Origin of the sequence: Azospirillum sp. B510 (assembly GCF_000010725.1) — a bacterium.
GTDB lineage: Bacteria > Pseudomonadota > Alphaproteobacteria > Azospirillales > Azospirillaceae > Azospirillum > Azospirillum lipoferum_B.
In genome coordinates this window covers 200,496-221,695 of sequence record NC_013858.1, presented here as the reverse complement: position 1 = coordinate 221,695, position 21,200 = coordinate 200,496, and the positions used below count along the sequence as shown (strand labels likewise).

Here is a 21,200-nt window from a genome sequence, read left to right as displayed (position 1 = left end):
GAACCGTCAGGTCAACGAATTCGGTTCGCCACCCTGCCCAAGCTCCGCGAGGCATAGCCGCGCACAATATGCGAATAAGTCTTACTATCGCTAATTGGCCGCGCTGTCGCGTAAATTATCACTCCTTCGCCGACGAAATAGAACCGATTACGCGCAACTTTCCAGCCCGCCAACCGGTCACACTGCCGCACCCGCTGATCCGACGGGTCCATGGCTGCGTACCGCCGACAGGCCAATCGCGCGGAGCGCAGAGCATGGATGCGACAACGGAGCGGCGCGGAGCCGAACCGCAAGGCGTCACCTGGATCACCGGCGCCAGCAGCGGCATCGGCCGGGCGCTGGCGATCCATCTTGCCAACGCGGGGGCGCGGGTGGCGCTCTCCGCCCGCTCGGCGGAGGCGCTGACGGCCACGGTCCAGGCGGTGCCGGACCGGATGCGCCCGTTCCCGCTGGACGTCACCGACCGCGATGCCACCGCCGCCGCCGTCGAGACCATCGAGCGCGGCTTCGGCCCCATCGGCCGGGCGGTGCTGAACGCCGGCACCCACATCCCGATGTCGCTGGAGGATTTCTCCGCCGACACCGCCCGCCGGCTGATCGAGGTCAATTATATGGGCGTGGTCCATGGGCTGGAGGCGCTGCTGCCGCGGATGCGCGCCCGCGGGCGCGGACAGGTGGCGGTGGTCGCCTCGGTCGCCGGCTATCGCGGCCTGCCGACGGCGGCGGCCTATGGCCCGACCAAGGCGGCGCTGATCAACCTGTGCGAATCGCTGAAACCCGACTGCGACCGCGCCGGGATCAGGCTGCAACTGGTCTGTCCGGGATTCATCGACACGCCGCTGACCGCCCGCAACCGCTTCGCCATGCCGGACCTGATGGCGGCGGAGGATGCCGCCCGCGAATTGGCGGCCGGGCTTGACGGCGACGGCTTCGAGATCAGCTTTCCCAGACGTTTCACCCGCAAGCTGAAGCTGGCGCGCTGCCTGCCCTATCGGCTTTACTTCCCCCTGCTGCGCAAGGCGACCGGAGCATGACCGACGACATCGAACGGCAGGAGCGCAGAAGGAAGGGGCTGGATGGCTGGGCCGGCTTCTTCGAGACGCTCGGCCACGCCACGCTCGACCGGCTGCCGGCGCTGACGGTGCCGGAGGTGCGGTTCCGCGACCCCTTCAACGACGCCCATGGCCGCGACGCGCTGCGGGCGGTGCTGCTCCACACGCTCGACGGCTGCCGCGATCTGCGCTTCACCGTCACCCACCGGCTGTTCGCCGACGATCTGGCGATCCTGCGCTGGCGCTTCGAGGCGACGGTCACCGGCGTCGGCCGGATGGACGTGATCGGCACCAGCGAGGTGCGGCAGGCTGACGACGGCCGGGTGAGCGAGCATATCGACCATTGGGATTCGGGCGAGCATCTCTATCTGCGCCTGCCGCTGCTGGGCGCGCCGCTGCGCCTCATTCGGCGGCGGTTGGGGGCCGTGCCGCCGGAGTGACGGCATCCGGCCGCGCCAACCGGCCTTCGGGCAGGAAGAACAGGCTGACCGTGCCGATCCACAGGCCCCAGCGATAGACATTGGCCCGGTTGACCAGCGCATCGCCGGGCTGAAGCCACATCCAGTCGTCGAAGCGCACGCGCCAGCGGTCGCCGCCGACCTTCAGCGCCATCTCATAAGTCCAGTTCAGCGCGTTGCCGGCCGATTGGCCGCGCGCCGTGCCGATCACGTCGTCGGCCCGCCCCTCATAGCGGCCCTCGCCGCTTTTCACGATGCGCCAGACCCGGCGGTCGGTCTCGCCATCGGCATAGAGGAACCGCTCGTCCAGCACCAGTTCCCGCCCGTCCCACCCTCCGTCGATGGCGACGGTGAAGCTGCGGCGCAGCCTGCCGAAACGGTCCTCGAACTGGCCCCAGGCCTGGGTGCGCCCGGCGAAATAGCGCTCGATCCGCAATTCCGGCGCGTTGCCGGCGAAATCCCCGATCCTCATCGCCAGATCCTCATCGCCGGCCTCCCCGGCTCACGGCTGGCGGGTATCGGGCCGGCGGAAGCGCCAGAACCCGACATCGATGGTCCCGGCGCGGAAGCCGGCCTCGCAATAGGCGAGGTAATAGTCCCACAGACGGCGGAACCGCGCGTCGAAACCAAGCGCCGCCACCTGGGCCTCGGCCGCGTGGAAGCGGCGGCGCCATTCGGCGCAGGTCCGGGCGTAGGAGGCGCCGAAGCTTTCCACATGATCGACGACCAGCCCGGCCCGCGCCGCCTCGGCGCGCAGGGCCGACGGGCAGGGCAGCAGGCCGCCGGGGAAGATGTGGCGCTGGATGAAGTCGCAGTTGCGGCGGTAGAGCGGGAAACGGGCGTCGTCGATGGTGATGGCCTGGATCACCGCCGCCCCGCCGGGGACCAGCCGGTCGCGCAAGGTGGCGAAGTAGCGCGGCCAATGCTCCTCCCCCACCGCCTCGATCATCTCGATGGAGACGATGCGGTCGAAACTGCCGCCGACGTCGCGATAGTCCATCAGGCGCAGATCGACCCGGTCGGCCAAGCCCGCCCGCTCCATCCGGGTGCCGGCGAAGGCCAACTGCTCCGCCGACAGGGTCAGCCCGACGACCGCGGCGCCACGGCGCGCCGCCAGATGCTCCGCCATGCCGCCCCAGCCACAGCCGATCTCCAGCACCCGGTCACCGACACCCAGTCGCAGCAGATCGGCGGCGCGGGCGATCTTGGCGTCCTGCGCCTGCTCCAGGCTCTGATCCTCCCCCTCGTAAAGCGCCGAGGAATAGGTCATGCCGGGGTCGAGCCAAAGCCGGTAGAAGTCGTTGCCCAGGTCGTAATGGAAGGCGATGTTGCGGCGGCTGCCGCGGCGGGAGTTGGCGCGGCTGCGGTGGAACAGCCGGTTGACCAGCCCGGCCAGCAGGCTGCCGTCGAGCCCGCTGCCCAACTCCGCCTCGTTATGGATCGCCAGCTCGATCAGGGCCGGCAGGTCGTCGCTGCGCCACAGCCCGTCGCCATAGGCCTCCGCCATGCCGATGCCGCCGCCCAGCATCAGCCGCCGCGCCGCCGCATCGTCCAGCAGGGTCAGGTCGGCCCGTGGTCCCCCGGCCGGGTCGCCGACGCACATCGTCCGCCCGTCGGGCAGGCGCAGGGTCAGCTCGCCCCGGCGGACGCGACTGGCCATCCGCGCCAGAATGCCGGTCCACAGGTCGCGCCCGGTCACCAGACGCAGCCAGCGGGGGTGACGCCGAAGCGTGGTCGCAGCGATGTCGGTCATGGGGAAAAACCTTCTTGGAATCGGTCAGGAACGGGTCGGAAGGACGGCCTTGACCACGGTCACGGGATGCGCCGGCGCCGGCGGGCGCGGGCGGATCGCCAGCCCCTTGCGCCACAGATGCAGCGCCTCCCAATGGATGCCGGCGACCACCTTGGCGGTCATCAGCGGATGGCGGGCCCAGGCGCCGAGGATGGCGCCGTCGGTCAGCTCCACCCGCGTCGCCGTCAGCGCGGCGTGCAGCACCGGCCCCTCGGCATCGGTCTGGCGGATGGAGACGGCCAGCGGCTCCCCCGCCTCGCCGCCGGGCGGGCGGATGCGGAAATGATAGGCGGTCTCCATATCCATGAAGGGCGAGACGTAGAAGCCCTTGTCGCAGCGCTGGCGCACCAGCCCGTCGGGACCCGGCGCCGCCGGGATCAGATAGGCGTGGCGCTGGCCGAAGGTGTTGCTCACCTCATGGATGATGGCGGCCAGCGATCCGTCGCGGCGGTGGCAGAACCAGACGGAGAGCGGGTTGAAGACGAAACCCAGAACCCGCGGGAAGCACAGCAGCCGCACCGGACCGCCGCCCTCGATCCCGGCGGCGGCGAGTTGGCCCTCGGCCCAGCCCTTCAGCGCGCCGTATTCACCGTCCAGCGGCCCGAAATCGCGGTCATTGAAACCGATCAGCCCGAAATGATTGTGGGCGAACAGCCGCAGCGCGCGGTCGAGCCGGGGCAGCTCGTCGAGATCGGCCAACAGGCTGAACACCCGGTAGGACAGGCGATGGCGCACCGGCCTGACCCGGTGATGCATCACCTGGCCGAGATAGAGGCCGGAGGCGAAGGGCGCCGCCGCCATCACGCCGTCTCCAGCGCCGCCACCCGCGGCTCCGGCGCCGGGCCGACATGGATGCGGCCGGACGGGTTCGCCACCGTCCAGGGCCGGGACAGGCCGCCCAGCGCCTCCGCCACCGCCAGCCCGGCCTGCGCCCCGTCCTCGTGGAAGCCGGCGCCGAAATAGGAGCCGGCGAACCAGGTGCGCCGCCGGCCTTGCAGGCTCCACAACTCCCGTTGCGCCGCCAGCGCCTCCATGCCGAAGATGGGATGGTCGTAGAGCACGCTGCGCAGGATGCTGCCCTCGCGCGGCGGCCGGATCGGGTTCAACGTGACGAACAGGTCGCGCCCGCGCGGCAGGAAGCCCTGGAGCCGGTTCATCCAATAGGTGACGCAGACGGCGTCGCGCCCGTCCCCGGCGCCGTTCTCCCCGCGCCCGGCCAGATAGTTCCAGCTCGACCACACCGCGCGGCGCCTCGGCATCAGGCTGTCGTCGGTGTGGAGGATGGCGAGGTTGCGCTCGTAGCCGAAGGCGCCCAGCAGCCGGCGCTCCTCCTCGCCGGCATCCTCCAGCAGGGCCAGCGCCTGATCGGCATGGGTCGCCAGCACCACATGGTCGTGGGCGCGCAGCGTGCCGCGGCGATCGCGCACCAGCACGCGGCCCTCCTCGCGGGCAATGCCCTCGATGGCGCGGTTCAGGCGCAGCGCCCCCGGCATGTCGGCCAGGATGCGCTCGACATAGCTGCGGCTGCCACCCTCCACCGTGCGCCAGACCGGCCGGCCGGTGATCTTCAGCAGCCCGTGGTTTTCGCAGAAGCGGATGAAGGCGGCGGCGGGATGGCCCCGCATCGACTCCGCCGGGGTCGACCAGATGGCGGCGGCCATCGGCAGCAGATGGTCGCGGATGAAGGCGTCGGAATAGCCGCCACGGTCCAGCACGTCGCCCAGCGTCAGCGTCTCCGCCGCCGGATCGGTCAGCAGACCGGGCGCCTCGCGATAGAAGCGCAGCAGGTCGGCGATCATCCGCCAGAAGCGCGGGCGCAGCAGGTTGCGCTTCTGCGCGAAGAGGGTACCGAGCGAACTGCCGGCATATTCCACCCGCCCGCCGTCGAGCGAGGCGGCGAAGCTCATGTCCGTCGCCCGCGTGGCCACGCCCAGATGCTCGAACAGAGCCACCAGATTGGGATAGCAGGGTTCGTTGTAGACGATGAAGCCGGTATCGACCGGACCGGCGCCCCCGGCCTCCAGCGGGCCGGACTCCACCGTGTTGGCGTGCCCGCCCGGCCGGTCCTCCTTCTCATAGAGGGTGACGTGGTGCCGTTTCGACAACAGCCAGGCCGCCGACAGCCCGGCGATGCCGGCGCCGACGACCGCGATGTCGAGCGGACCCGGAGCGGAGGGGGAAGGCGCTGAAAGCGGCATGATGGACGGCCCTCTCCGGGGTCTTGAGGATGTCCAGGCGCGGCACCGGCCCGAAATGGGTAGGCCCTTGCCCGTATGATACGGATACGGTGGCGGAACTCGGTTGGATCATCGCCCCGCCCACGCATCGCCGCCAGCCGATGGACGGACGGACGGGCAGCGGCGAAAAGACGCGGAGCCGGTGATCCGAAGCCGAAATGCGGGCGTATTCAGGCCATGATCGCTCGATTGGCCACCCTTCTGACGCCCGCCGCCGGACCGGACCGCTCTGGAACCGGTCAGGCAGACGGCCTGTGCGAGGAGGCCGCGGCGCTGTCGGCCGATCTGGTCGCTGTGGCGGCGGGCGACCGGCTGGCCTTCGCCCGGCTGTTCGCCCATTTCGCGCCGCGGGTGAAGTCCTACATGCTGAAGCTGGGCATGCCGGCGCAGCGGGCGGAGGATCTGGCGCAGGATACGCTGCTGTCGGTGTGGCGCAAGGCGGCACTCTACGATCCGGCGAAGGCGCAGGCGGCGACCTGGGTCTTCACCATCGCCCGCAACCTGCGCATCGACGCTCTGCGCCGTGAACGCCATCCGGAGGTTTCGGACGACGAGTTGCTGGAGCATGAGGACGACCGACCGGGCGCCGACGAGCTTGTCGACGGCGACCGCCGGGCCCGCCGCCTGCGCGGCGCGCTGGCGGCGCTGACGCCGGAACAGGCGGAGGTGGTGCGGCTGTCCTTCTTCGCCGACCTCGCCCATCCGGCCATCGCCGATCGGCTGAATGTTCCGCTGGGAACCGTGAAATCGCGCCTGCGGCTGGCCATGCTCAAGATCCGCAAGGCGCTGGGAGATGACGACCGATGACCGCCCGCCAACTCTTCCTGCCGAACCACCACCCCAGCGACGCGCTGCTGGTGGCCTATGGCGCGGGCAGCCTGGGAGAAGGGCTGTCGCTGGCCGTGGCCGTCCATCTCGCCCATTGCCCGGACTGCCGCGCCACGCTGGCGCAGGTCGAGGCGCTGGGCGGCGCGCTGCTGGAGGACTTGCCGCCGGAACCGCTGGAAAGCCTGTCACTGGACGCCATGCTCGACCGCCTGGACCGGGAGGAGGCGCCCGCCAACCCCTGCAAGGCCATGTCCGCCGCCCCGCCGCGCGGCCGGCCGGTGTCGGCGGCCAGGCATCCGCGCGCGACCGGCACGGCGCCGGCCCTGCCGCACCCGCTGCGCGCCTACATCCCCTTGCCGGACGGCACGTCACCGGATAACCCGTCCCTCGATCGCCCGTCTGTCGCCCGCCCGTCTCTCACCAACCCGTCTCTCGATGGGCTGTGCTGGCAGCGTCTGGCCCCCGGCGTGCGCCGGGTGGAGCTGCTGCCGCGCACCGCCTCGGGCGGGGCGGCCCAGCTTCTGCGCATCGCCCCCGGCACCGCCCTGCCCCATCACGGCCATGGCGGGCTGGAGCTGACCGTGGTGCTGAGCGGCCATTTCGCCGACGAACTCGGCCGCTACGGCCCCGGCGATCTGGCGGAGGTCGATGGCGACACCAACCACCAACCCATCGCCGACAGCCACCGCGACTGCGTCTGCCTGATCGCGACGGACGCGCCGCTGCGCTTCACCGGACTGATGGGACGGCTGATGCAGCCCTTCATCGGGCTGTAGTCGGCCGTCTCCTCCCGGTATCCGGCCCTGGCATGTCGCCAGGCCGGTCAGGCCGCCATCTCCATCTCCATCGGCGTCAGCCCGCGCGTCAGGCGGTCCACCTCGTGGCCGAACAGCTCCTGGTCGGTGTCGGACAGCTCGAACTTCACGTGCAGTCGTCCGTTGGCGCCGGACTTGACGCGGGCGGCGGCGGCGATCCACCTCGGTGCTCCCGACCACCTCCCGCATATCGCGCTGGACCTCGGACAGATGCTCGGTCTGACGGCAACTTCCATTGCGTCAGATTGGCGCGCGCTCCACCCCGGACATCGCCGCCGGCTGGCGGTAGGTGGAAAGCGCGTCCAGGGTGGCGTCCGCGACGGGCTCGACGGCGTCGGGCAGCGGGTCGCCGGCGGACAAGCCCCCAGGACTCCGCGTCCTCTGTTCCAGATGCGCGGCCAGACGGCTCAGGCGCACGGCGCCGATGTTGGCGGCCGTGCCCTTCAGGATGTGGGCGATGCGGGCCAGAAGCGCCGAATCGGGTCCATCCTCCCGGTGGGCGGCCTCGCCGATGGCTGCCACGTTTTCGGCGACCGTGCGCCGGAAAGCGGCCACCGTCCGCGCCCAGGCGTCCTCGCCGATCACCGCGCGCAGGGAGTCGGCCTGCCCGGCATCCAACAGCGGCGCCATGTGCCAAGGCTCCGCCTCCGGTACGGCGGAAGACGGCGCGGCAACGGTCTGGGCCGGAACAGGCGGCACCGCCGCCGTCTCGGGGCGATACATGCCGGCCGCCGGCCGGGAACCGGCGACCATCGCCAGAACCTCGCGGAGATCGGCCGGCACGATCGGCTTGGTCAGATAGGCGGTCATGCCGGCGGCGAGATATTCGGCACGGTGGGCCGGCATGACGTTGCCGGTCAGCGCGACGATGGGAAGGCTGCCGGCCTTGCCCGGCATGGCGCGGATATGCCGGGTGGCGGTCACCCCGTCCATGACGGGCATCTGCACATCCATCAGGACGAGGTCGAAGCCCCCCTCCTCCGCCAACCGCACCGCCTGCAACCCGTCCTCGACCGCGGTCACGCGATGGCCGGCGCGGCACAGCATGGTGACGACGATGTCGCGGTTGATCTCGTTGTCCTCGGCCACCAGCACATGCAGGCCCGCCGCCGGTTCCGCGACCGGCCGACCGGCCGCCGCCGGTTCCGGAGCACCGGGCATCGCCGACCTGCCGGCCGGTCCGGCGGCGGCCCGGTCGCAACGGACGGTGAACCAGAAGGTGCTGCCCTTGCCCTCGGCGCTGGCGACGCCGATGGTGCCGCCCATCAGCGTCACCAGCTCCCGGCTGATCGCCAGCCCCAGCCCGGTGCCGCCGAAGCGCCGGGTGGTGGAACTGTCGGCCTGGGTGAAGCGCCGGAACAGGGTCGGCTGCACCTCTTCCGGGATGCCGATTCCGGTATCGGCCACCTCGAAACGCAGAAGGAAGGATCCGTCGGCCACGGCGTCGCCCTCCAGCCCGACCCGGACGGCGACACCGCCGCGATTGGTGAATTTCAGCGCGTTCCCCACCAGATTGACCAGCACCTGGCGGATCCGGCGCAGGTCGGCGCGCACATGGTCGGGCACGGCGGGCTCCACCTCCTGCGTCAGGAACAGGCCACGCCCGCAAGCGGCCGGCTCCAGCAGGTCGATGCTGTCGCGCAGCACCGCGCGCAGCTCGAAATCCACCGGTTCGACCTCGGCCTTGCCGGCCTCCAGCTTGGACAGATCGAGGATGTCGTCGATGATCTGCAAAAGCGCGTTGCCCGACCGGTTGGCGACGTCCAGCAATTGACGCTGCTCGTCGTTCAGGTTCGGCCCCTCAACAAGGGCGAGCGCCCCCAGCACCCCGTTCATCGGCGTGCGGATCTCGTGGCTCATCGTCGCCAGGAACTCGCCCTTGGCGCGGTTGGCCTGATCGGCCGCCTCCTTGGCGCGGCGCAGGCTGGCCTCGATCTCGCGCTGGACGGTGACGTCGCGCAGCGCCCCGGTGACATAGCGGCGGTCGCCCTCGCGCCAGCCGGCCAGCGTCGCCTCCAACGGGAACTCGCCGCCGTCCTTGCGGCGGCCGGTCAGCTCGCGCATCCCGACCCGCGGAATGGAGCCCTCGCCGTCGCCCTCGCGGTAGGTCGCCAGCAGCCCGTCATGCACCGCGCCGACGGCGCTCGGCATCAGCCGGGTCATCGGCCCGCCGACCACCTCGGCGGCGCGATAGCCGAACAGCCGTTCCGCCGCGCGGTTGAAGGCGTCGACGGTCCCATGCTCGTCGATGGTGACGATGGGCTGGCCGACCGCCTCGAACATGGCGCGGTAGCGCGCCTCGCTGGACGCCAGCCGGTTGGCCGCCAGTTCCCGTTCGGTGATGTCGGTGGCGGACCCGCGATAGCCCTGGAATCCTCCATCCTGGCCGAAGATCGGACGGCCGCTGACGCTGAAATAGCGCAGGCCCGCCGCCGTCATCACCCGGTAGCGGAAGTTCCGGAACGGCTCGCGCCGCTCCATAGTCTGGCGATGCTGGTCCCATTTGGCGGCGTCGCCGGGCTCGCGCAGCGCCACATCCTCCCGCCGCAACCCGGTGGGCAGTGTGTCGTTGGCGATATGCGGGACCAGCGGACCGGCGAAATCGGAGAAGCGCAGGTCGGCATCCATCTCCCAGAACCAGTCGGAGGCGGTCTCCGCCTGGTCGCGGAACCGCGCCTCGCTGGACGCCAGTTGCCGGGCCAGCGTCGAAAGGCGCGCCGTCTGCCGCGTCGCCAGCAGCGCCAAGCCGATCAGGCAGGCGCTACAGACCGCCGCCGCCAGCAGATAGATTTGCTGCCGCCGCCAGGTGTCGGCCAGGAAGGCCGCCTCGTCGAAAGCCGCCGATACGATCAGCGGATAGGAGGAGAGGGTGCGGAAGGACTGAAGGCGGGAAATGCCGTCGATCACGCTGACGCTGCGCAGGAACCCGGCGGGCTGGTGCCGCGCCATCACCAGCATCGGCGCTTCGCCGATGTCACGGCCGATGATGCGGTCGTTCATCATGGACCGGGCGCGCAGGACGCCGTCGGTGCCGATGATCGCCACCGACCCGTTGAGGCCGACATCCAGCTCCTCCAGCGAGCGGCCGAGGAAGAAGGGATCCATCGACGCGACAAGGACCCCGGCGAAACTGCCGTCGCTGTTCTCGATGCGCCGCGTCAGCTGGATCGACCATTTGCCGGACGCCCGGCCGAAGACCGGCTTTCCGATGTAAAGCCCGGCCGTCCGGCTGTTGGCATGGACCCGGAAATGCTCGCGGTCGGCCAGATGGATGCGGGCGGGTGCCGCCTCCACGCTGGTGTGGATGAGATCGCCATGCTCGTCGATCACCGCCAGCTGGACCAGGAGGCCCGACCGCTCGACCAGTTGGCGCAGCATCCGGCCGACATTGGGACTCCAGGCATCGCCATGGTCGTGGTAATCGTCGATCAGGAACATGAGATTCTGATCGGCTTCGGCGATGGTGCGGGTCGCCTGCTCGGCGACCACGCGGGCGATGTTGCCGCTGTCGCGCTCGGCCCGCGCCATCGCCTCGGCTTCATCGTAGCGGACCAGCATCAGGGCGGCGATGCACAGCCCGGCGGTGATCGCCAGGGTCACCGTCCAGATGGCGAGGATGAAGCCCTGCAACTGAAGACGCCGGCCCATCAGCGGCTCTCTCCGGCCGCTCCGCCACCGGACCGGGCGGCGAGCGCCGCCACCCCGCGCGCCAGCCGGGGAAGATCGACAGGCAGCGGCAGCAGCAGATCGGCCGGTCCGCCAGCCGCGGCCCGCGGCTCCAACGCCCCGGAAACGGTTGGGGAGCCGGCGGGAGAAGCGGCGGGTATGGCGCCAGCATCGCCCGGCGCCCGGTAGAGCACGCAGGGCAGGTCCGGCCGCAAGCCCTTCATCCGCACCGCCAGCGCCACCCCGGCGGGCAGAGCGCTCAGCCCCGGGCCGATGACCACCACATCGAAGAAGCCGGGTTCGTCGGTGACGACATCCAGCGCATCGCGCAGATCCTCGCAGACCGAAACCTCGAAGCCCTCCTGCTCCAAACCCGCCTGGAACCGGTCGCCGGAGGCGGGGTCCGCATCCACCACCAGAATCCTGTAGGCCGGCGTCCCGGCATGTCCCGGCCGGGCCGGAGCGGCGCGATCCCGCGGGGATGGCGCCACCGATGGCACCGGCGCGGCAGGAATATGAAGCCGCACCACCGTGCCCTGGACCGGGTGGCTCAGCAGGCTGAGACCGCCATCATGGCTCCGCGCGGTCATCAGGGCCGGCGGCCAGCGGCCGGCATCCTCCGGCTCCCCGGCGGCCCAACCACCGCCAGCCTGTCCGCGGCGGTAACTGGCGCGGGCGGAGAGCAGGGGGTCGAGCTGGGTCGTCAGAAGATCGGCCGCCAGCGGCAGCCCCTCGACGCGCAGCTCGAACAGGATGTGCGGCCCCGCATGCGGCGTCAGCAGGGAACGGACCCTCCAGCCGTCGCTGGACGCGTCGGTCCCCTCGACCACGTCATCCCCCTCGGCCCCGGCGGAATCGCCGGCGGATGCCCGAAGGCCGAGCCGGGGAGCGCTGCCGCCGGCGAGAATCTCCGCCGCCAGGCCGGCCAGCGTCCGCGCCAGCACATCGGCATTGCAGATGGCCGCGGGCATGCCGTCGTCACGTTGGACGGTCAGGCCGAGCGGAGGCACCGGCATCGCGCGCAGAAGCGCCGCCGCCTCGTCCAGCACGGCATCGGCCCGTTCCAGCCGCAGGGGGATGGTTTCCACCCTGGTGGCGGACACCAGCCGGCGCAGGCCGGGCCGGACACGCTCGACGGCCGCGATGACGCGGCTGGCGTAATCGGCCTGGGGCGAACCGGCGGGCAGGTCGCTGACGAGGAAGTCGGCATAGCCGGAAACCGCGCCCAGCGCGTTGTTCATGTCATGGACAATGGCGCCGGCGAGATCGGCGCGGGCATCCATCGCCACGATCTGCTGACGGCGCAGCCGCTCGGCGGACTGCCGTACCGTCTCCCGCAGCGCCTCCTCCAACAGGGCGATGCGGGCGGCGTCGGTCTCCTCCCCCTGCGATCGCGAGACCACCGCTTCGCAAACCGGTCCCGCCGGCGCGTCCACCGGCAGGACCGGACGCGTCGGCGCCATGTCGTCCAAACCGGGCCGGTGGCGCCTGCTCCGCCAGACCGACAGCATCGCCAGCCCGGCCAAGGCACCGCTCCCCGCCGAGAGCGCCGGAAGCAGCCAGGGAGCGGAGGCGCGCAGCGGGTCGAGCGCCGACAGGAAAAGCACCACCGCACCGCTCAACGCGGCCAGAACCGGCGCCACCGGAACCGGCGGCGTGCTGGCGCTTGCCGGACCGGCGGAGACACCCGCCTGCGAAGATTGCGGCCGGTCCGTTCGCGGCCCGGACGGGGAATGGTCGGATGGACTCATCAGCGACTCGGGATGCGCCATGGGGCGGTTGCGTCCGTCTCTGCCGCGCCGGGCGGAGGGGCATAGGACCGGATGACGGCATCTTACCAGAAAGGGTGGGGCCGTGCTGCTGGGACCAGCCCTATCGTGACGGTCGCCGCAACGGGCCAAGGGCGGCCGGGGGGGCGACCCAGGGGGGTTGGCCTCAGGGAGCGGCTTCGTCCAGGCTGCGCGAGAGCAGACCGGCCTGCTGGGCGCGGCGCACGGCGTCGGTGCGGTTGCGGGCGCCAAGCTTGCGCAGGATGCGGCGGGTGTGAAGCTTGACCGTCACCTCCTGAAGGCTGAGATTCCGGCCGATCTCCTTGTTGGTCGCGCCGGTGGCGAGCATCGACAACACCTGTTGCTCGCGGTCGGTCAGCGGCGACGCCGGCGCCCCTTCCCCCTCCAGCGCCGGGGCCTCGCTCTCCTCCGCCTCGTCGATATCGAGCGACATCTCGGTCATATGCATCAGGTCGAGCGCCACGTCTTTGGGCACGAAGCTGCCTCCTTCCGCCACCAGACGCAGGGCCTGGGCCAGCACACGGCGCGGCGTGGTCTTCGGCAGGAAGGCTTCGGCGCCGCAACGCAGCACCTCCAGCGCGGTGAGCGAATCCTCCGCCCCGGTCACGACCGCGACCGGCCCCTGGATCCCGGTCTGCCGCAGCACGCTGATGGGATTGCTTCCCTCCGCGCCGGGCATGCGCCAGTCCAGAACGACCAGATCATAGCGCAAGGCCGGGGTAGCGCCCCCCTCGGCCGCGTCCCGAACCGCCGGCAACTCCAATAACGAGCCGATACAGCTGATCTCCGCATCGGGCCATGCCTGACGAACCGACAGCTCCAACGCGTCCCGGAACAGGGGATGGTCGTCCGCCACCAAGATCTTCATCAACCAGCCTCCGCCACCCTCGACCGCCGCAAGTCCCATGATATCAACATTCCCGGCTATGCCGTCTAAAATCTTAAGTTTCCGCTCTTTCATAATATTTCACGTCAGTCATATTTGTCGCGTCACAGACCACGGCCACCCCGCGTGGCGCCGGCCGCAGGATAATATCCCCGCTATCCTATTTCCCGGTTCCGCTATCCCAGACGGTTCGGGTGCGCACCTCATCCACCGGCTATGGTGACGGTCGGAGTTTTTCATCCAGCGTGATCCGCCGAATTGCGGGACGACGGAATTGGCGACCATGGAAATGACCCTTTACGAGCTGCGGGCGCGAACCGCCTCCCCCCCCTCACCGGCCGCTGACCCCGTGGCGGGCCCTGTGGCGGCCCCCGCGTCCGCCCCCGCCTCCGCCGGCTGCATCCTGCTGGTCGACGACGACCCCGACTTTCGCGGCATGGTGCGCATCGCCTTCCAGCGCGCGGGTTACGACGTGCGGGAGGCGGAGAACGGCCACGCCGCGCTGACCATCCTGGCCGACCACCGGGTCGACCTGGTCGTGACCGACATCATCATGCCGGAAGCCGATGGGTACGAGGTGATCCTGGGGTTGAAGGAACACCCGTCGCGCCCGCCATTGATCGCCGTGACCGGCGGCAGCCTGCGCCTGCGGATGGAACTGCCGGGGATGGCCAGGCTGCTGGGCGCCGACGCGGCGTTCGAGAAGCCGCTCGACCTGAAGGAGCTGATGGCCGAAGCCGGCCGGCTGATCGCCGCCCGCAGGGCGGATGCGGCGACATGAACATCCTGATCATCGACGACGACCGCACCAACCTGCTGATCATGGCCGCCATCGTACGCCGCTTGGCCGATGCCAAAACGGTCACCATGGAAAACCCGCTCGACGCCATCGAATGGCTGCGCCGGAACGAGCCGGACCTGATCCTGCTGGACCAGATGATGCCGGACATGGACGGCATGGATCTGCTGCGCCATATCCGCAAGGACCAGCGGCTGGACAGCGTCCCGGTGGTCATGATCACCGCGAACACGGCGGTCGATATCCGGGTGCGGGCGCTGGACGAGGGGTGCAACGATTTCCTGACCAAGCCGGTCATCGTGCCGGAGGTCCAGGCCCGCCTGCGCAACCTGCTCGCCCTGCGCCAGAGCCGGGCCCTGCTGCGCGACCGCGCCGCCCTGCTGGCCGCCGAGGTGGAGCGGGTGACCGCCGCCCTCCAGCGCCAGGGGGAGGAACTGGTCCACCGGCTGTCACGCGCCGCCGAATGCCGCGACCCCGAGACCGGCGCCCACATCGAGCGGATGGCCCTCTATTCGAAGATCATCGCCGAGGCCGCCGGCTGCGGCGACGCCTATGCCCAGGAGCTGATGAAAGCGGCGCCGATGCATGACATCGGCAAGATCGGCATTCCCGACATGATCCTGCTGAAACCGGCACGGCTGTCGCCGGAGGAGCTGACGGTGATGCGCCAGCATGCCGTCATCGGCCACCGCATCCTGGCCGACAGCGACATCCCGCTTCTGCGGCTGGCGGCGGAAATCGCGCTCAGCCACCATGAGAAGTTCGACGGCAGCGGCTATCCGGATGGTCTGGCCGGTTCGGCCATTCCGCTGTCCGGCCGCATCGTCGCCATCGCCGACGTGTTCGACGCCCTGACCTCCGCCCGTCCCTACAAACGCTCTTGGACGCTGGAGGAGGCGCGGGCCTTCATGGAGCAGAACCGCGGCCTGCATTTCGACCCCGCCCTGCTCGACGCCTTTCTGTCACGCTGGGACGAGGTGTGCCGGATCCAGGTCGAGAACGCCGACGAGTTGCCGAGGCTGGCGCCGGAAGACACGTAAACCGCCATGTGCCGTCAGTTGACGATGCGCCAGGTCCCGTCAGACTGGAGACAGGCCGTTCCATAGACCGGTTGCGCCCGGCCGCCGACCACGGCATTGCTCTGATATTCGCGGCATTGCTGGCCGCCGCGCGAATAGAAGACCGGACCGGCGGGGTCGACGCCGTAAGCCGGCGCGGGCGGGGCGTAGACCACCGGAGGTGGCGCATAATACTGCACCACCGGTGGCGGCGCGTAATATTGCACCACCGGAGGAGGAGGCGCGTAATAGCGGTAGGGATGGTAATAGCCGTAGCTCGGGAAAACCGGCCCGACGCCGACGCCGATGCCGACCGACACCGAGGTGCGTGCTTCGGCCGCACCCGGAACGGACATCACCGCGGTGGCGGCCACGGCCGCCAGCACCACAGCACCCAGGGCGACCGCCCTCCGCACCGTCCTCATCATCCGTCTCCCGGTCACAGCCCGCGGCCCACGCCCCTGTCGAGATGAGGCGCGTGAAAGAGGGCGGAAAGCCCGCCGGCCGCTTCGTTCCTTCCGGCATCATACACCGCTCCCGCCGCGCATCACAGAGGTTGCGCGCGGGAGGGGCCATGCGAGGGGCCATGCGGGCCCATGCGGAAAGATCAGATGTCGAGCGGCAGGTTGTCGGGGTCGAAGCCCAGCTGCTCCACGATGGCGCGGGCGAGCGGGATGCTGGTCTCGAACCGCCATTCGGCCATGCCGGGACGGTATTCGGACACGTTGGGACGGCCATTGGCGAAGCGGCGCGGATGCAGTTCGTACCAATAGATGTCGCCCAGCGACACGCCCTGTTCCTTCGCATAGGCCTCGGCGATGCCGGGCCAGTCATTCACGGCCGGTTTGGGCGCCCCGGCCGCCTTGGCGATGTCGGTCTGTTCCAGGAAGGCGACGATGCGCTTCCCCTCGCGCTCGAAATCGGCGACCCGGATGGTGACGGGCTGCTTTCCCTCACGCTGATAGGTCCACTCGCGGTTCTTCTCGACCAAGGCCTTATCCACGGCTAATGCTCCGGTTCTCTCCCGCAAAGGCTAACCGACCGGCCCGCCTTAAGCCAACTGTTCCGTTGTCTTATCAGGACGGGCACAAGCCTTCGCGACCCGGCACCTTCCGGCGCGGCGGATCGGAGGTTACCAAAGCACGCCCTTTTTTCCTTGTATACGGGAATTGTGCCACCCGGCCGCCGCCGGGCGCCCATCCTCCCTCAATAACCCAGCGTCAGTCCGTCGGGGTTGCGCGGGTCGGAGAAGCCGGACAGCCCGTCCTCGCCCAGCTGGATGGTCTGGGTGCGGCCCATCGTCGGCTTCACCGCGACCTTGTGGCCCATCCGCTCCAGGAGCCGGACGGTGTCGCCGCTCAGCCCCTTCTCCAACCGCAGCTCGTCGGGTGTCCATTGATGATGGACGCGCGGCAGGGCGGCGGCCTCGGCCGGGTTCATGCCGAAGTCGATATGGTCGACCACCGTCTCCAGGGTGGTGGTGATGATGCGGCTGCCGCCGGGGCTGCCGGTGACCAGCCAGGGCTTGCCGTCCTTCAGCACGATGGTCGGCGACATCGAGCTGAGCGGCCGCTTGTAGGGCTGGATGGCGTTGGCCTCGCCGCCGACCAGCCCGAAGGCGTTGGGCACGCCGGGCTTGGCCGAGAAATCGTCCATCTCGTCGTTCAGCAGGATTCCGGTGCCCGCGGCGACGATGCCGCTGCCGAAATTGAGGTTCAGCGTATAGGTGGTGCTGACGACGTTGCCCTGGCTGTCCGCCACCGAGAAATGGGTGGTCTGGTCGCTCTCGTGGGGGGCCGGCCGGCCCGGCTTGATCGTGCCGGCCGGGGTCGCCTTCTCCGGATCGATCTTCGCCGCCAGCTCGTCGGCATAGGCGCGCGAGGTCAGCCCCTTCACCGGCACCTTGGTGAAATCGGGATCGCCCAGATATTCGGAGCGGTCGGCATAGGCGAGCTTCATCGCCTCCGCCATCAGGTGGATCGACCTGGCGCTGTCGGGGCCGTACTCCGTCAGCGGCCAGCGCTCCAGGATGTTCAGCATCTGGATGATGTGCGTCCCGCCGGAGCTGGGCGGCGGCATCGACTTGACCGTATAGCCGCGGTAGCTGCCGCTGACCGGCTCGCGCTCCACCACCCTGTAGGCCTTCAGGTCGTCCTTGGTGATGGCGCCGCCATGCCGTTCCATCTCCGCCGCGATCCCGTCGGCGATGGCCCCTTCGTAGAAGGCCTTCGGCCCTTGCCGGGCGATCATCTCCAGCGAGTTGGCGAGGTCGGCATTGACCAGAGTCTCCCCGACGGTCAGCGGGCGGTCGCCCTTGAAGAAGATGGCGCGGGTGGCTTCCCATTTGGCCAGATGATCGCGTTCGACCTCCAGCAGCCCGGCCAGCTGCGGGGTGACGGCATAGCCCTCCCGCGCCAGCCTGATCGCCGGGGCCATCACCTCGGCCAGCGTCATCGTCCCGTATTTCTCCAGCGCATGGGCCAGTCCGGCGACGGTGCCGGGAATGCCGACCGCCAGATGGGTGTAGAGCGAGCGCTCGGGCACGACCCTGCCCTGCTGGTCCAGATACATGTCGCGGAAGGCCTTGGCCGGGGCCATCTCGCGGAAATCGATGGCGACGTCGCGGCCACTCTTCGCCTCATGGACGATCATGAAGCCGCCTCCGCCGACATTGCCGGCGTTCGGCAGCACCACCGCCAGGGCGAAGCCGACGGCGACCGCCGCGTCCACCGCGTTGCCGCCGCGCTTGAGGACATCGATGCCGATCTCGGTCGCCAGCCGGTGCTCGGACGCCACCATCCCGTTCCGGGCACGGACCGGCTGGAAGATGCTGTAGCCGATGTCGTAGCGGACCGGAGCCGGGGCGGCTGAGGAAGCGGCGGGAGCGGCCGTCTGGGCGAGCGACGGCATCGGCGCCACCGCCGGCAGGCCGGCGCAGAGCGCCATCGCCGCCACGACGGACGACCGTAATCGGAAAGCGGAAAACCACATGCGGCGCCTCTCCTGAGCGGGACGGCAGATGAGCGATGGACAGGGTCGGGACCGACGCCCGGACGGGCAGGATGCCACACCCGCGACCGCCGGTCTTCGCCGGGATCGCTGATCAGCTCAACAATTGGCCATCATGGTTAATGGTGCTTCCATTTCCCTGAAGGGGCCGCCCCGGTGTCGAAGGTCCTGTCCGGCGCGGCTCAATAGGTCTCCGCCATGCGCGGCTGACCGGCCTGCCGCGACTCGTCATGGGTTCCGCCATATCCCAGCCGGTCCTGTCGGTGGCCGAACAGGCGTTCCTTGACCGGGCAATGGCCGCTCATGCCACGGGCGACCAGGGCGGCGCCGACCAGCCCCATGATGGCGCCGGGAAGGCTCGCGCCCTTTCGGAGGCCGCCGGCCGCGACGGCGAGGCCGAGGCCGGTCGAGACGATGCGCTCGCCCATGCCCATGTTGGGTTGATCGCCGAACACGCTGTCATAGGCGTCGCGGATGGTGGATTGGGCGTTCATGATGTCTCCCTGGGTTCGAATCGACGGAAATCGCCTTTCCAACGCCGGGATCCCCGGTCCGGTTCCCTGGAGCGGAAGACGCGCTCAGGCCCCCGCCCGCCGCGGCGCCGGCAGCCTCAGCACCGACAGGGCGAGCCCGGCGAAGACCAGCAGCCCGCCGGCAAGCTTCGCCGTGGTGAAGGTCTCGCCCAGCAGCAGCGCGCTGGAGCTCATGCCGAAGATCGGCACCAGCAGCGAGAAGGGGGCGACCAGGCTGGCCGGATAATGCCGCATCAGGAAGCCCCAGGCGCCGAAGCCGAACAGCGTCGCCGCCACCGCGATGTAGAGCAGCGAGCCGACCCCGACCGCCGTCAGCGTGGTGACGGCATGGACGATGCGCTCCGGCCCCTCCAGCGCCAGCGACATCGCCAGCAGCGGCAGCGGCGGGATCAGGCTGACCCAGACCATCAGGCTGAACAGGTCGGGGGCCCTGGCCTGCTTCATCACGATGTTCGACACGCCCCAGGCCGCCGCCGCCGCCATCGTCAGCCCCAGGCCGAGCAGCGAATCGCCGGCCGGCATCTCCAGCGCGATCAGCCCGACGCCGGCGAAGGCGACGGCCATGCCGCCGAGTTGACGCGGCCCCGGCCGGTCGCCCAGGGCGAAGGCGGCGAAGATGGCGGTGAAGAAGGCCTGCGCCTGAAGAACCAGCGAGGCGAGCCCCGCCGGCATGCCGGCATCCATGCCGAGGAACAACAGCGGAAACTTCACCACCCCCAGCGTCACGCCGATGCCGATGACGTAACGCCAGGGCACCGGCGGCCCCTTGCCCCAGCCCAGCAGCGCCAGCGGCAGCGCCGCCAGCGCGAAGCGCAGGCAGGAGAAGAGCAGCGGCGGGAAATCGCGCAATCCGACCTTGATCGCGACGAAATTCAGGCCCCAGACGGCGGCGACCGCCACGGCCAGCAGGATGTGGGAAGCGCGCATGGCGGGAAGGCTAGCGGCTGGCCGCCGGGCCGGTCAATCCGTCGGCCCCCCATGCGAGCCGCAGGGCTGCCGCGCGGAAACCGCCGTGCCGCGAACCGGTCTATCGCAGATCCGGCACCTCGCCGACCAGGGCCGGATCCCAATGCTCGACCGCCTTGCCGTCGCGGATGCGCCACATGTCGAACCAGGTGGTGCTGTAGCCGCCGGCCGGATGCTTGGGGTCCTTGACCTGACGGGGATAGGCGACGATGACCAGATCACCCTCGGCGGTGACGCTGACGATTTTCGTCTTCAGCCTGGCGGGAATCGGCTGCGGCTTGACCTGAAGCACCTTGGTGAAGAACGCCACCACGGCGGCCCGGCCGCTGGCGGCATTGGGATTGTGCTGGACATATTCCTCGCTGAGATAGCGGTCGGCCTTGTCCCAATGGCCCGCCTCCAGCAGATCGCGGATGATGGCGTAGACCACCTGCTTGTTGGCGTTCAGCGCCGGGTCGGGGCTGGTGAACAGCGCCTCGGCGTCGCTCGCGGCCGCAACCGCCTCCTGGGCCATCGCCGGCCGGGTCACCGCCAGCGGGGCCAGGACGGCGGCCATCGCCACCGCCGCGACGAACAGTCTCTTCATCGTCAAGCTCTTCCCTTCTATAGGCCATGGTCGCGGAATCAGCCGGTCACGATTCCGCATGAAGGATCCGGCATTCGTCCGACGCGTTGATCGCCCAGGACGAGCCCGACAGCAGCATGGTGCCGAGATCCCCCAGGCCGCTGCTGCGGAAGCCGATGCGATGGGCACGGGCGAGCGGCTCCATCTCCTCCAGATAGCTCTTGGTCGGCACGGAGACATAGAGGCCGCCGTTCGGCAGGCCACGGGCGCTCAGCGACAGCCGCGACCCCAGATCGGAGGTGACGGTCAGGTCGTAGCGTTCGCCGGGCTTCACCGCCGCCCCGCTGTCCGACGGGGTGAAGCCGGACAGGACGAAGCCCGATTCGGCGGCGGCGGTGCGGAAGGTCAGGCGCGGCGCGGCATTCTGGCCGACCGGTATTCCCCGCTCGGCGAGGCAGAAGCTCTTGCCGCCGGGAGGCGAGTGGATGGTGACGGTCCAGCCCTTGCCGGAGCTGAAGGGGCGGGTCGGTCCGTCGGGCAAACCGGCGGCGGCGGGGGGCGGGGCCGGCGGCGGCACGGTCTCGCAGCCGGCGAGCGCCAGCGCCAGACCGGTCAGCAGGGCGCCGGCCAGCAGGGCGCCGGTCGGCGGGGTGAATGGCGTCGCCGCCCGGACGGCGCGGCGGTCTTTGAAAACCGGCCGCGCGTGGACGACGGGTGCAAGGTGCAGCCGATCCATCGCGGCGTCC

Annotated in this window: 20 protein-coding genes; 6 read left to right on the top strand and 14 right to left on the bottom strand. The window is 70.0% G+C overall.

Annotation, left to right across the window (positions count from 1 at the left end):
• Positions 1-254: 254 nt before the first annotated feature.
• Positions 255-1,034 (top strand): SDR family NAD(P)-dependent oxidoreductase, encoded by a 780-nt coding sequence (locus AZL_RS28330; protein ID WP_012977826.1) that lies wholly within the window; start codon positions 255-257, stop codon positions 1,032-1,034.
• Complete coding sequence (locus AZL_RS28325) at positions 1,031-1,492, top strand: nuclear transport factor 2 family protein (RefSeq protein WP_012977825.1); 462 nt, start codon at positions 1,031-1,033, stop codon at positions 1,490-1,492. Before AZL_RS28330 ends, AZL_RS28325 begins: the two co-directional genes overlap by 4 nt.
• Here AZL_RS28325 and AZL_RS28320 read toward each other — a convergent pair.
• The 4 genes from AZL_RS28320 to AZL_RS28305 are packed head-to-tail and all read right to left on the bottom strand — an operon-like array spanning position 1,455 to position 5,500.
• On the bottom strand, positions 1,455-1,982 hold the full coding sequence (locus AZL_RS28320) for a DUF3833 domain-containing protein (RefSeq protein WP_012977824.1): 528 nt from the start codon (positions 1,980-1,982) through the stop codon (positions 1,455-1,457). The two genes, AZL_RS28325 and AZL_RS28320, sit on opposite strands and share 38 nt — an antisense overlap.
• A 30-nt stretch (positions 1,983-2,012) precedes the next feature.
• Positions 2,013-3,263 carry an SAM-dependent methyltransferase gene (locus tag AZL_RS28315; RefSeq protein ID WP_012977823.1) on the bottom strand — a complete coding sequence of 417 codons (1,251 nt, stop codon included), beginning with the start codon at positions 3,261-3,263 and terminating at the stop codon, positions 2,013-2,015.
• A gap of 24 nt (positions 3,264-3,287) precedes the next feature.
• Entirely contained in the window at positions 3,288-4,103 is an 816-nt protein-coding gene (locus AZL_RS28310) for a DUF1365 domain-containing protein (RefSeq protein ID WP_012977822.1), read from the bottom strand.
• Entirely contained in the window at positions 4,103-5,500 is a 1,398-nt protein-coding gene (locus tag AZL_RS28305) for an NAD(P)/FAD-dependent oxidoreductase (protein ID WP_012977821.1), read from the bottom strand. Before AZL_RS28305 ends, AZL_RS28310 begins: the two co-directional genes overlap by 1 nt.
• A 216-nt stretch (positions 5,501-5,716) precedes the next feature.
• Here AZL_RS28305 and AZL_RS28300 point away from each other — a divergent pair, with 216 nt between their 5' ends.
• Both AZL_RS28300 and AZL_RS28295 read left to right on the top strand, forming a co-directional pair.
• Positions 5,717-6,346, top strand: coding sequence for a sigma-70 family RNA polymerase sigma factor (locus AZL_RS28300; protein WP_012977820.1), 630 nt, complete (start codon positions 5,717-5,719; stop codon positions 6,344-6,346).
• Positions 6,343-7,143, top strand: a complete 801-nt coding sequence (locus AZL_RS28295) for a cupin domain-containing protein (protein WP_012977819.1) — start codon at positions 6,343-6,345, stop codon at positions 7,141-7,143. The genes AZL_RS28300 and AZL_RS28295 overlap by 4 nt, the downstream gene beginning before the upstream one ends.
• A 279-nt stretch (positions 7,144-7,422) precedes the next feature.
• Here AZL_RS28295 and AZL_RS28290 read toward each other — a convergent pair whose 3' ends face one another.
• The 3 genes from AZL_RS28290 to AZL_RS28280 form a co-directional block, all read right to left on the bottom strand.
• A complete protein-coding gene (locus tag AZL_RS28290; protein WP_012977818.1) occupies positions 7,423-10,830 on the bottom strand; it encodes a PAS domain S-box protein in 3,408 nt (1,135 codons plus the stop codon).
• Complete coding sequence (locus tag AZL_RS28285; RefSeq protein ID WP_012977817.1) at positions 10,830-12,620, bottom strand: two-component hybrid sensor and regulator; 1,791 nt, start codon at positions 12,618-12,620, stop codon at positions 10,830-10,832. Before AZL_RS28285 ends, AZL_RS28290 begins: the two co-directional genes overlap by 1 nt.
• A gap of 163 nt (positions 12,621-12,783) precedes the next feature.
• Entirely contained in the window at positions 12,784-13,506 is a 723-nt protein-coding gene (locus tag AZL_RS28280) for a LuxR C-terminal-related transcriptional regulator (protein ID WP_012977816.1), read from the bottom strand.
• A 301-nt stretch (positions 13,507-13,807) separates the two neighbouring features.
• On the opposite strand from AZL_RS28280, the gene AZL_RS28275 reads away from it, so the two are divergent.
• Both AZL_RS28275 and AZL_RS28270 read left to right on the top strand, forming a co-directional pair.
• Positions 13,808-14,305 (top strand): response regulator, encoded by a 498-nt coding sequence (locus AZL_RS28275; protein ID WP_012977815.1) that lies wholly within the window; start codon positions 13,808-13,810, stop codon positions 14,303-14,305.
• Positions 14,302-15,363 (top strand): HD domain-containing phosphohydrolase, encoded by a 1,062-nt coding sequence (locus AZL_RS28270; protein ID WP_012977814.1) that lies wholly within the window; start codon positions 14,302-14,304, stop codon positions 15,361-15,363. The genes AZL_RS28275 and AZL_RS28270 overlap by 4 nt, the downstream gene beginning before the upstream one ends.
• Before the next feature lie 14 nt (positions 15,364-15,377).
• Here the strand turns inward: AZL_RS28270 and AZL_RS28265 are convergent, their stop codons facing one another.
• The 7 genes from AZL_RS28265 to AZL_RS28235 form a co-directional block, all read right to left on the bottom strand.
• On the bottom strand, positions 15,378-15,809 hold the full coding sequence (locus tag AZL_RS28265; protein ID WP_247894553.1) for a hypothetical protein: 432 nt from the start codon (positions 15,807-15,809) through the stop codon (positions 15,378-15,380).
• 179 nt (positions 15,810-15,988) lie between these two features.
• A complete protein-coding gene (locus AZL_RS28260; RefSeq protein ID WP_012977812.1) occupies positions 15,989-16,384 on the bottom strand; it encodes a hypothetical protein in 396 nt (131 codons plus the stop codon).
• A 203-nt stretch (positions 16,385-16,587) separates the two neighbouring features.
• Positions 16,588-18,372: a gamma-glutamyltransferase gene (ggt, locus tag AZL_RS28255; protein ID WP_012977811.1), complete on the bottom strand. Its 1,785-nt coding sequence runs from the start codon at positions 18,370-18,372 to the stop codon at positions 16,588-16,590.
• A 200-nt stretch (positions 18,373-18,572) separates the two neighbouring features.
• Positions 18,573-18,884, bottom strand: coding sequence for a YgaP family membrane protein (locus AZL_RS28250; RefSeq protein WP_042446069.1), 312 nt, complete (start codon positions 18,882-18,884; stop codon positions 18,573-18,575).
• 84 nt (positions 18,885-18,968) lie between these two features.
• Positions 18,969-19,850, bottom strand: a complete 882-nt coding sequence (locus AZL_RS28245; RefSeq protein ID WP_012977809.1) for an EamA family transporter — start codon at positions 19,848-19,850, stop codon at positions 18,969-18,971.
• Positions 19,851-19,950: 100 nt separating this feature from the next.
• Positions 19,951-20,445 carry a nuclear transport factor 2 family protein gene (locus tag AZL_RS28240; protein WP_247894551.1) on the bottom strand — a complete coding sequence of 165 codons (495 nt, stop codon included), beginning with the start codon at positions 20,443-20,445 and terminating at the stop codon, positions 19,951-19,953.
• A gap of 76 nt (positions 20,446-20,521) precedes the next feature.
• On the bottom strand, positions 20,522-21,190 hold the full coding sequence (locus tag AZL_RS28235) for a hypothetical protein (protein WP_042446063.1): 669 nt from the start codon (positions 21,188-21,190) through the stop codon (positions 20,522-20,524).
• Positions 21,191-21,200: the final 10 nt, after the last annotated feature.

Bases quoted from the DNA above. Each gene is read 5' to 3' on its own strand.
- AZL_RS28330 (WP_012977826.1), top strand. From the start codon at position 255: ATGGATGCGACAACGGAGCGGCGCGGAGCCGAACCGCAAGGCGTCACC.
- AZL_RS28325 (WP_012977825.1), top strand. From the start codon at position 1,031: ATGACCGACGACATCGAACGGCAGGAGCGCAGAAGGAAGGGGCTGGAT.
- AZL_RS28320 (WP_012977824.1), bottom strand. From the start codon at position 1,982: ATGAGGATCGGGGATTTCGCCGGCAACGCGCCGGAATTGCGGATCGAG.
- AZL_RS28315 (WP_012977823.1), bottom strand. From the start codon at position 3,263: ATGACCGACATCGCTGCGACCACGCTTCGGCGTCACCCCCGCTGGCTG.
- AZL_RS28310 (WP_012977822.1), bottom strand. From the start codon at position 4,103: ATGGCGGCGGCGCCCTTCGCCTCCGGCCTCTATCTCGGCCAGGTGATG.
- AZL_RS28305 (WP_012977821.1), bottom strand. From the start codon at position 5,500: ATGCCGCTTTCAGCGCCTTCCCCCTCCGCTCCGGGTCCGCTCGACATC.
- AZL_RS28300 (WP_012977820.1), top strand. From the start codon at position 5,717: ATGATCGCTCGATTGGCCACCCTTCTGACGCCCGCCGCCGGACCGGAC.
- AZL_RS28295 (WP_012977819.1), top strand. From the start codon at position 6,343: ATGACCGCCCGCCAACTCTTCCTGCCGAACCACCACCCCAGCGACGCG.
- AZL_RS28290 (WP_012977818.1), bottom strand. From the start codon at position 10,830: ATGGGCCGGCGTCTTCAGTTGCAGGGCTTCATCCTCGCCATCTGGACG.
- AZL_RS28285 (WP_012977817.1), bottom strand. From the start codon at position 12,620: ATGGCGCATCCCGAGTCGCTGATGAGTCCATCCGACCATTCCCCGTCC.
- AZL_RS28280 (WP_012977816.1), bottom strand. From the start codon at position 13,506: ATGAAGATCTTGGTGGCGGACGACCATCCCCTGTTCCGGGACGCGTTG.
- AZL_RS28275 (WP_012977815.1), top strand. From the start codon at position 13,808: ATGGAAATGACCCTTTACGAGCTGCGGGCGCGAACCGCCTCCCCCCCC.
- AZL_RS28270 (WP_012977814.1), top strand. From the start codon at position 14,302: ATGAACATCCTGATCATCGACGACGACCGCACCAACCTGCTGATCATG.
- AZL_RS28265 (WP_247894553.1), bottom strand. From the start codon at position 15,809: ATGATGAGGACGGTGCGGAGGGCGGTCGCCCTGGGTGCTGTGGTGCTG.
- ggt (WP_012977811.1), bottom strand. From the start codon at position 18,372: ATGTGGTTTTCCGCTTTCCGATTACGGTCGTCCGTCGTGGCGGCGATG.
- AZL_RS28250 (WP_042446069.1), bottom strand. From the start codon at position 18,884: ATGAACGCCCAATCCACCATCCGCGACGCCTATGACAGCGTGTTCGGC.
- AZL_RS28245 (WP_012977809.1), bottom strand. From the start codon at position 19,850: ATGCGCGCTTCCCACATCCTGCTGGCCGTGGCGGTCGCCGCCGTCTGG.
- AZL_RS28240 (WP_247894551.1), bottom strand. From the start codon at position 20,445: ATGGCCGCCGTCCTGGCCCCGCTGGCGGTGACCCGGCCGGCGATGGCC.
- AZL_RS28235 (WP_042446063.1), bottom strand. From the start codon at position 21,190: ATGGATCGGCTGCACCTTGCACCCGTCGTCCACGCGCGGCCGGTTTTC.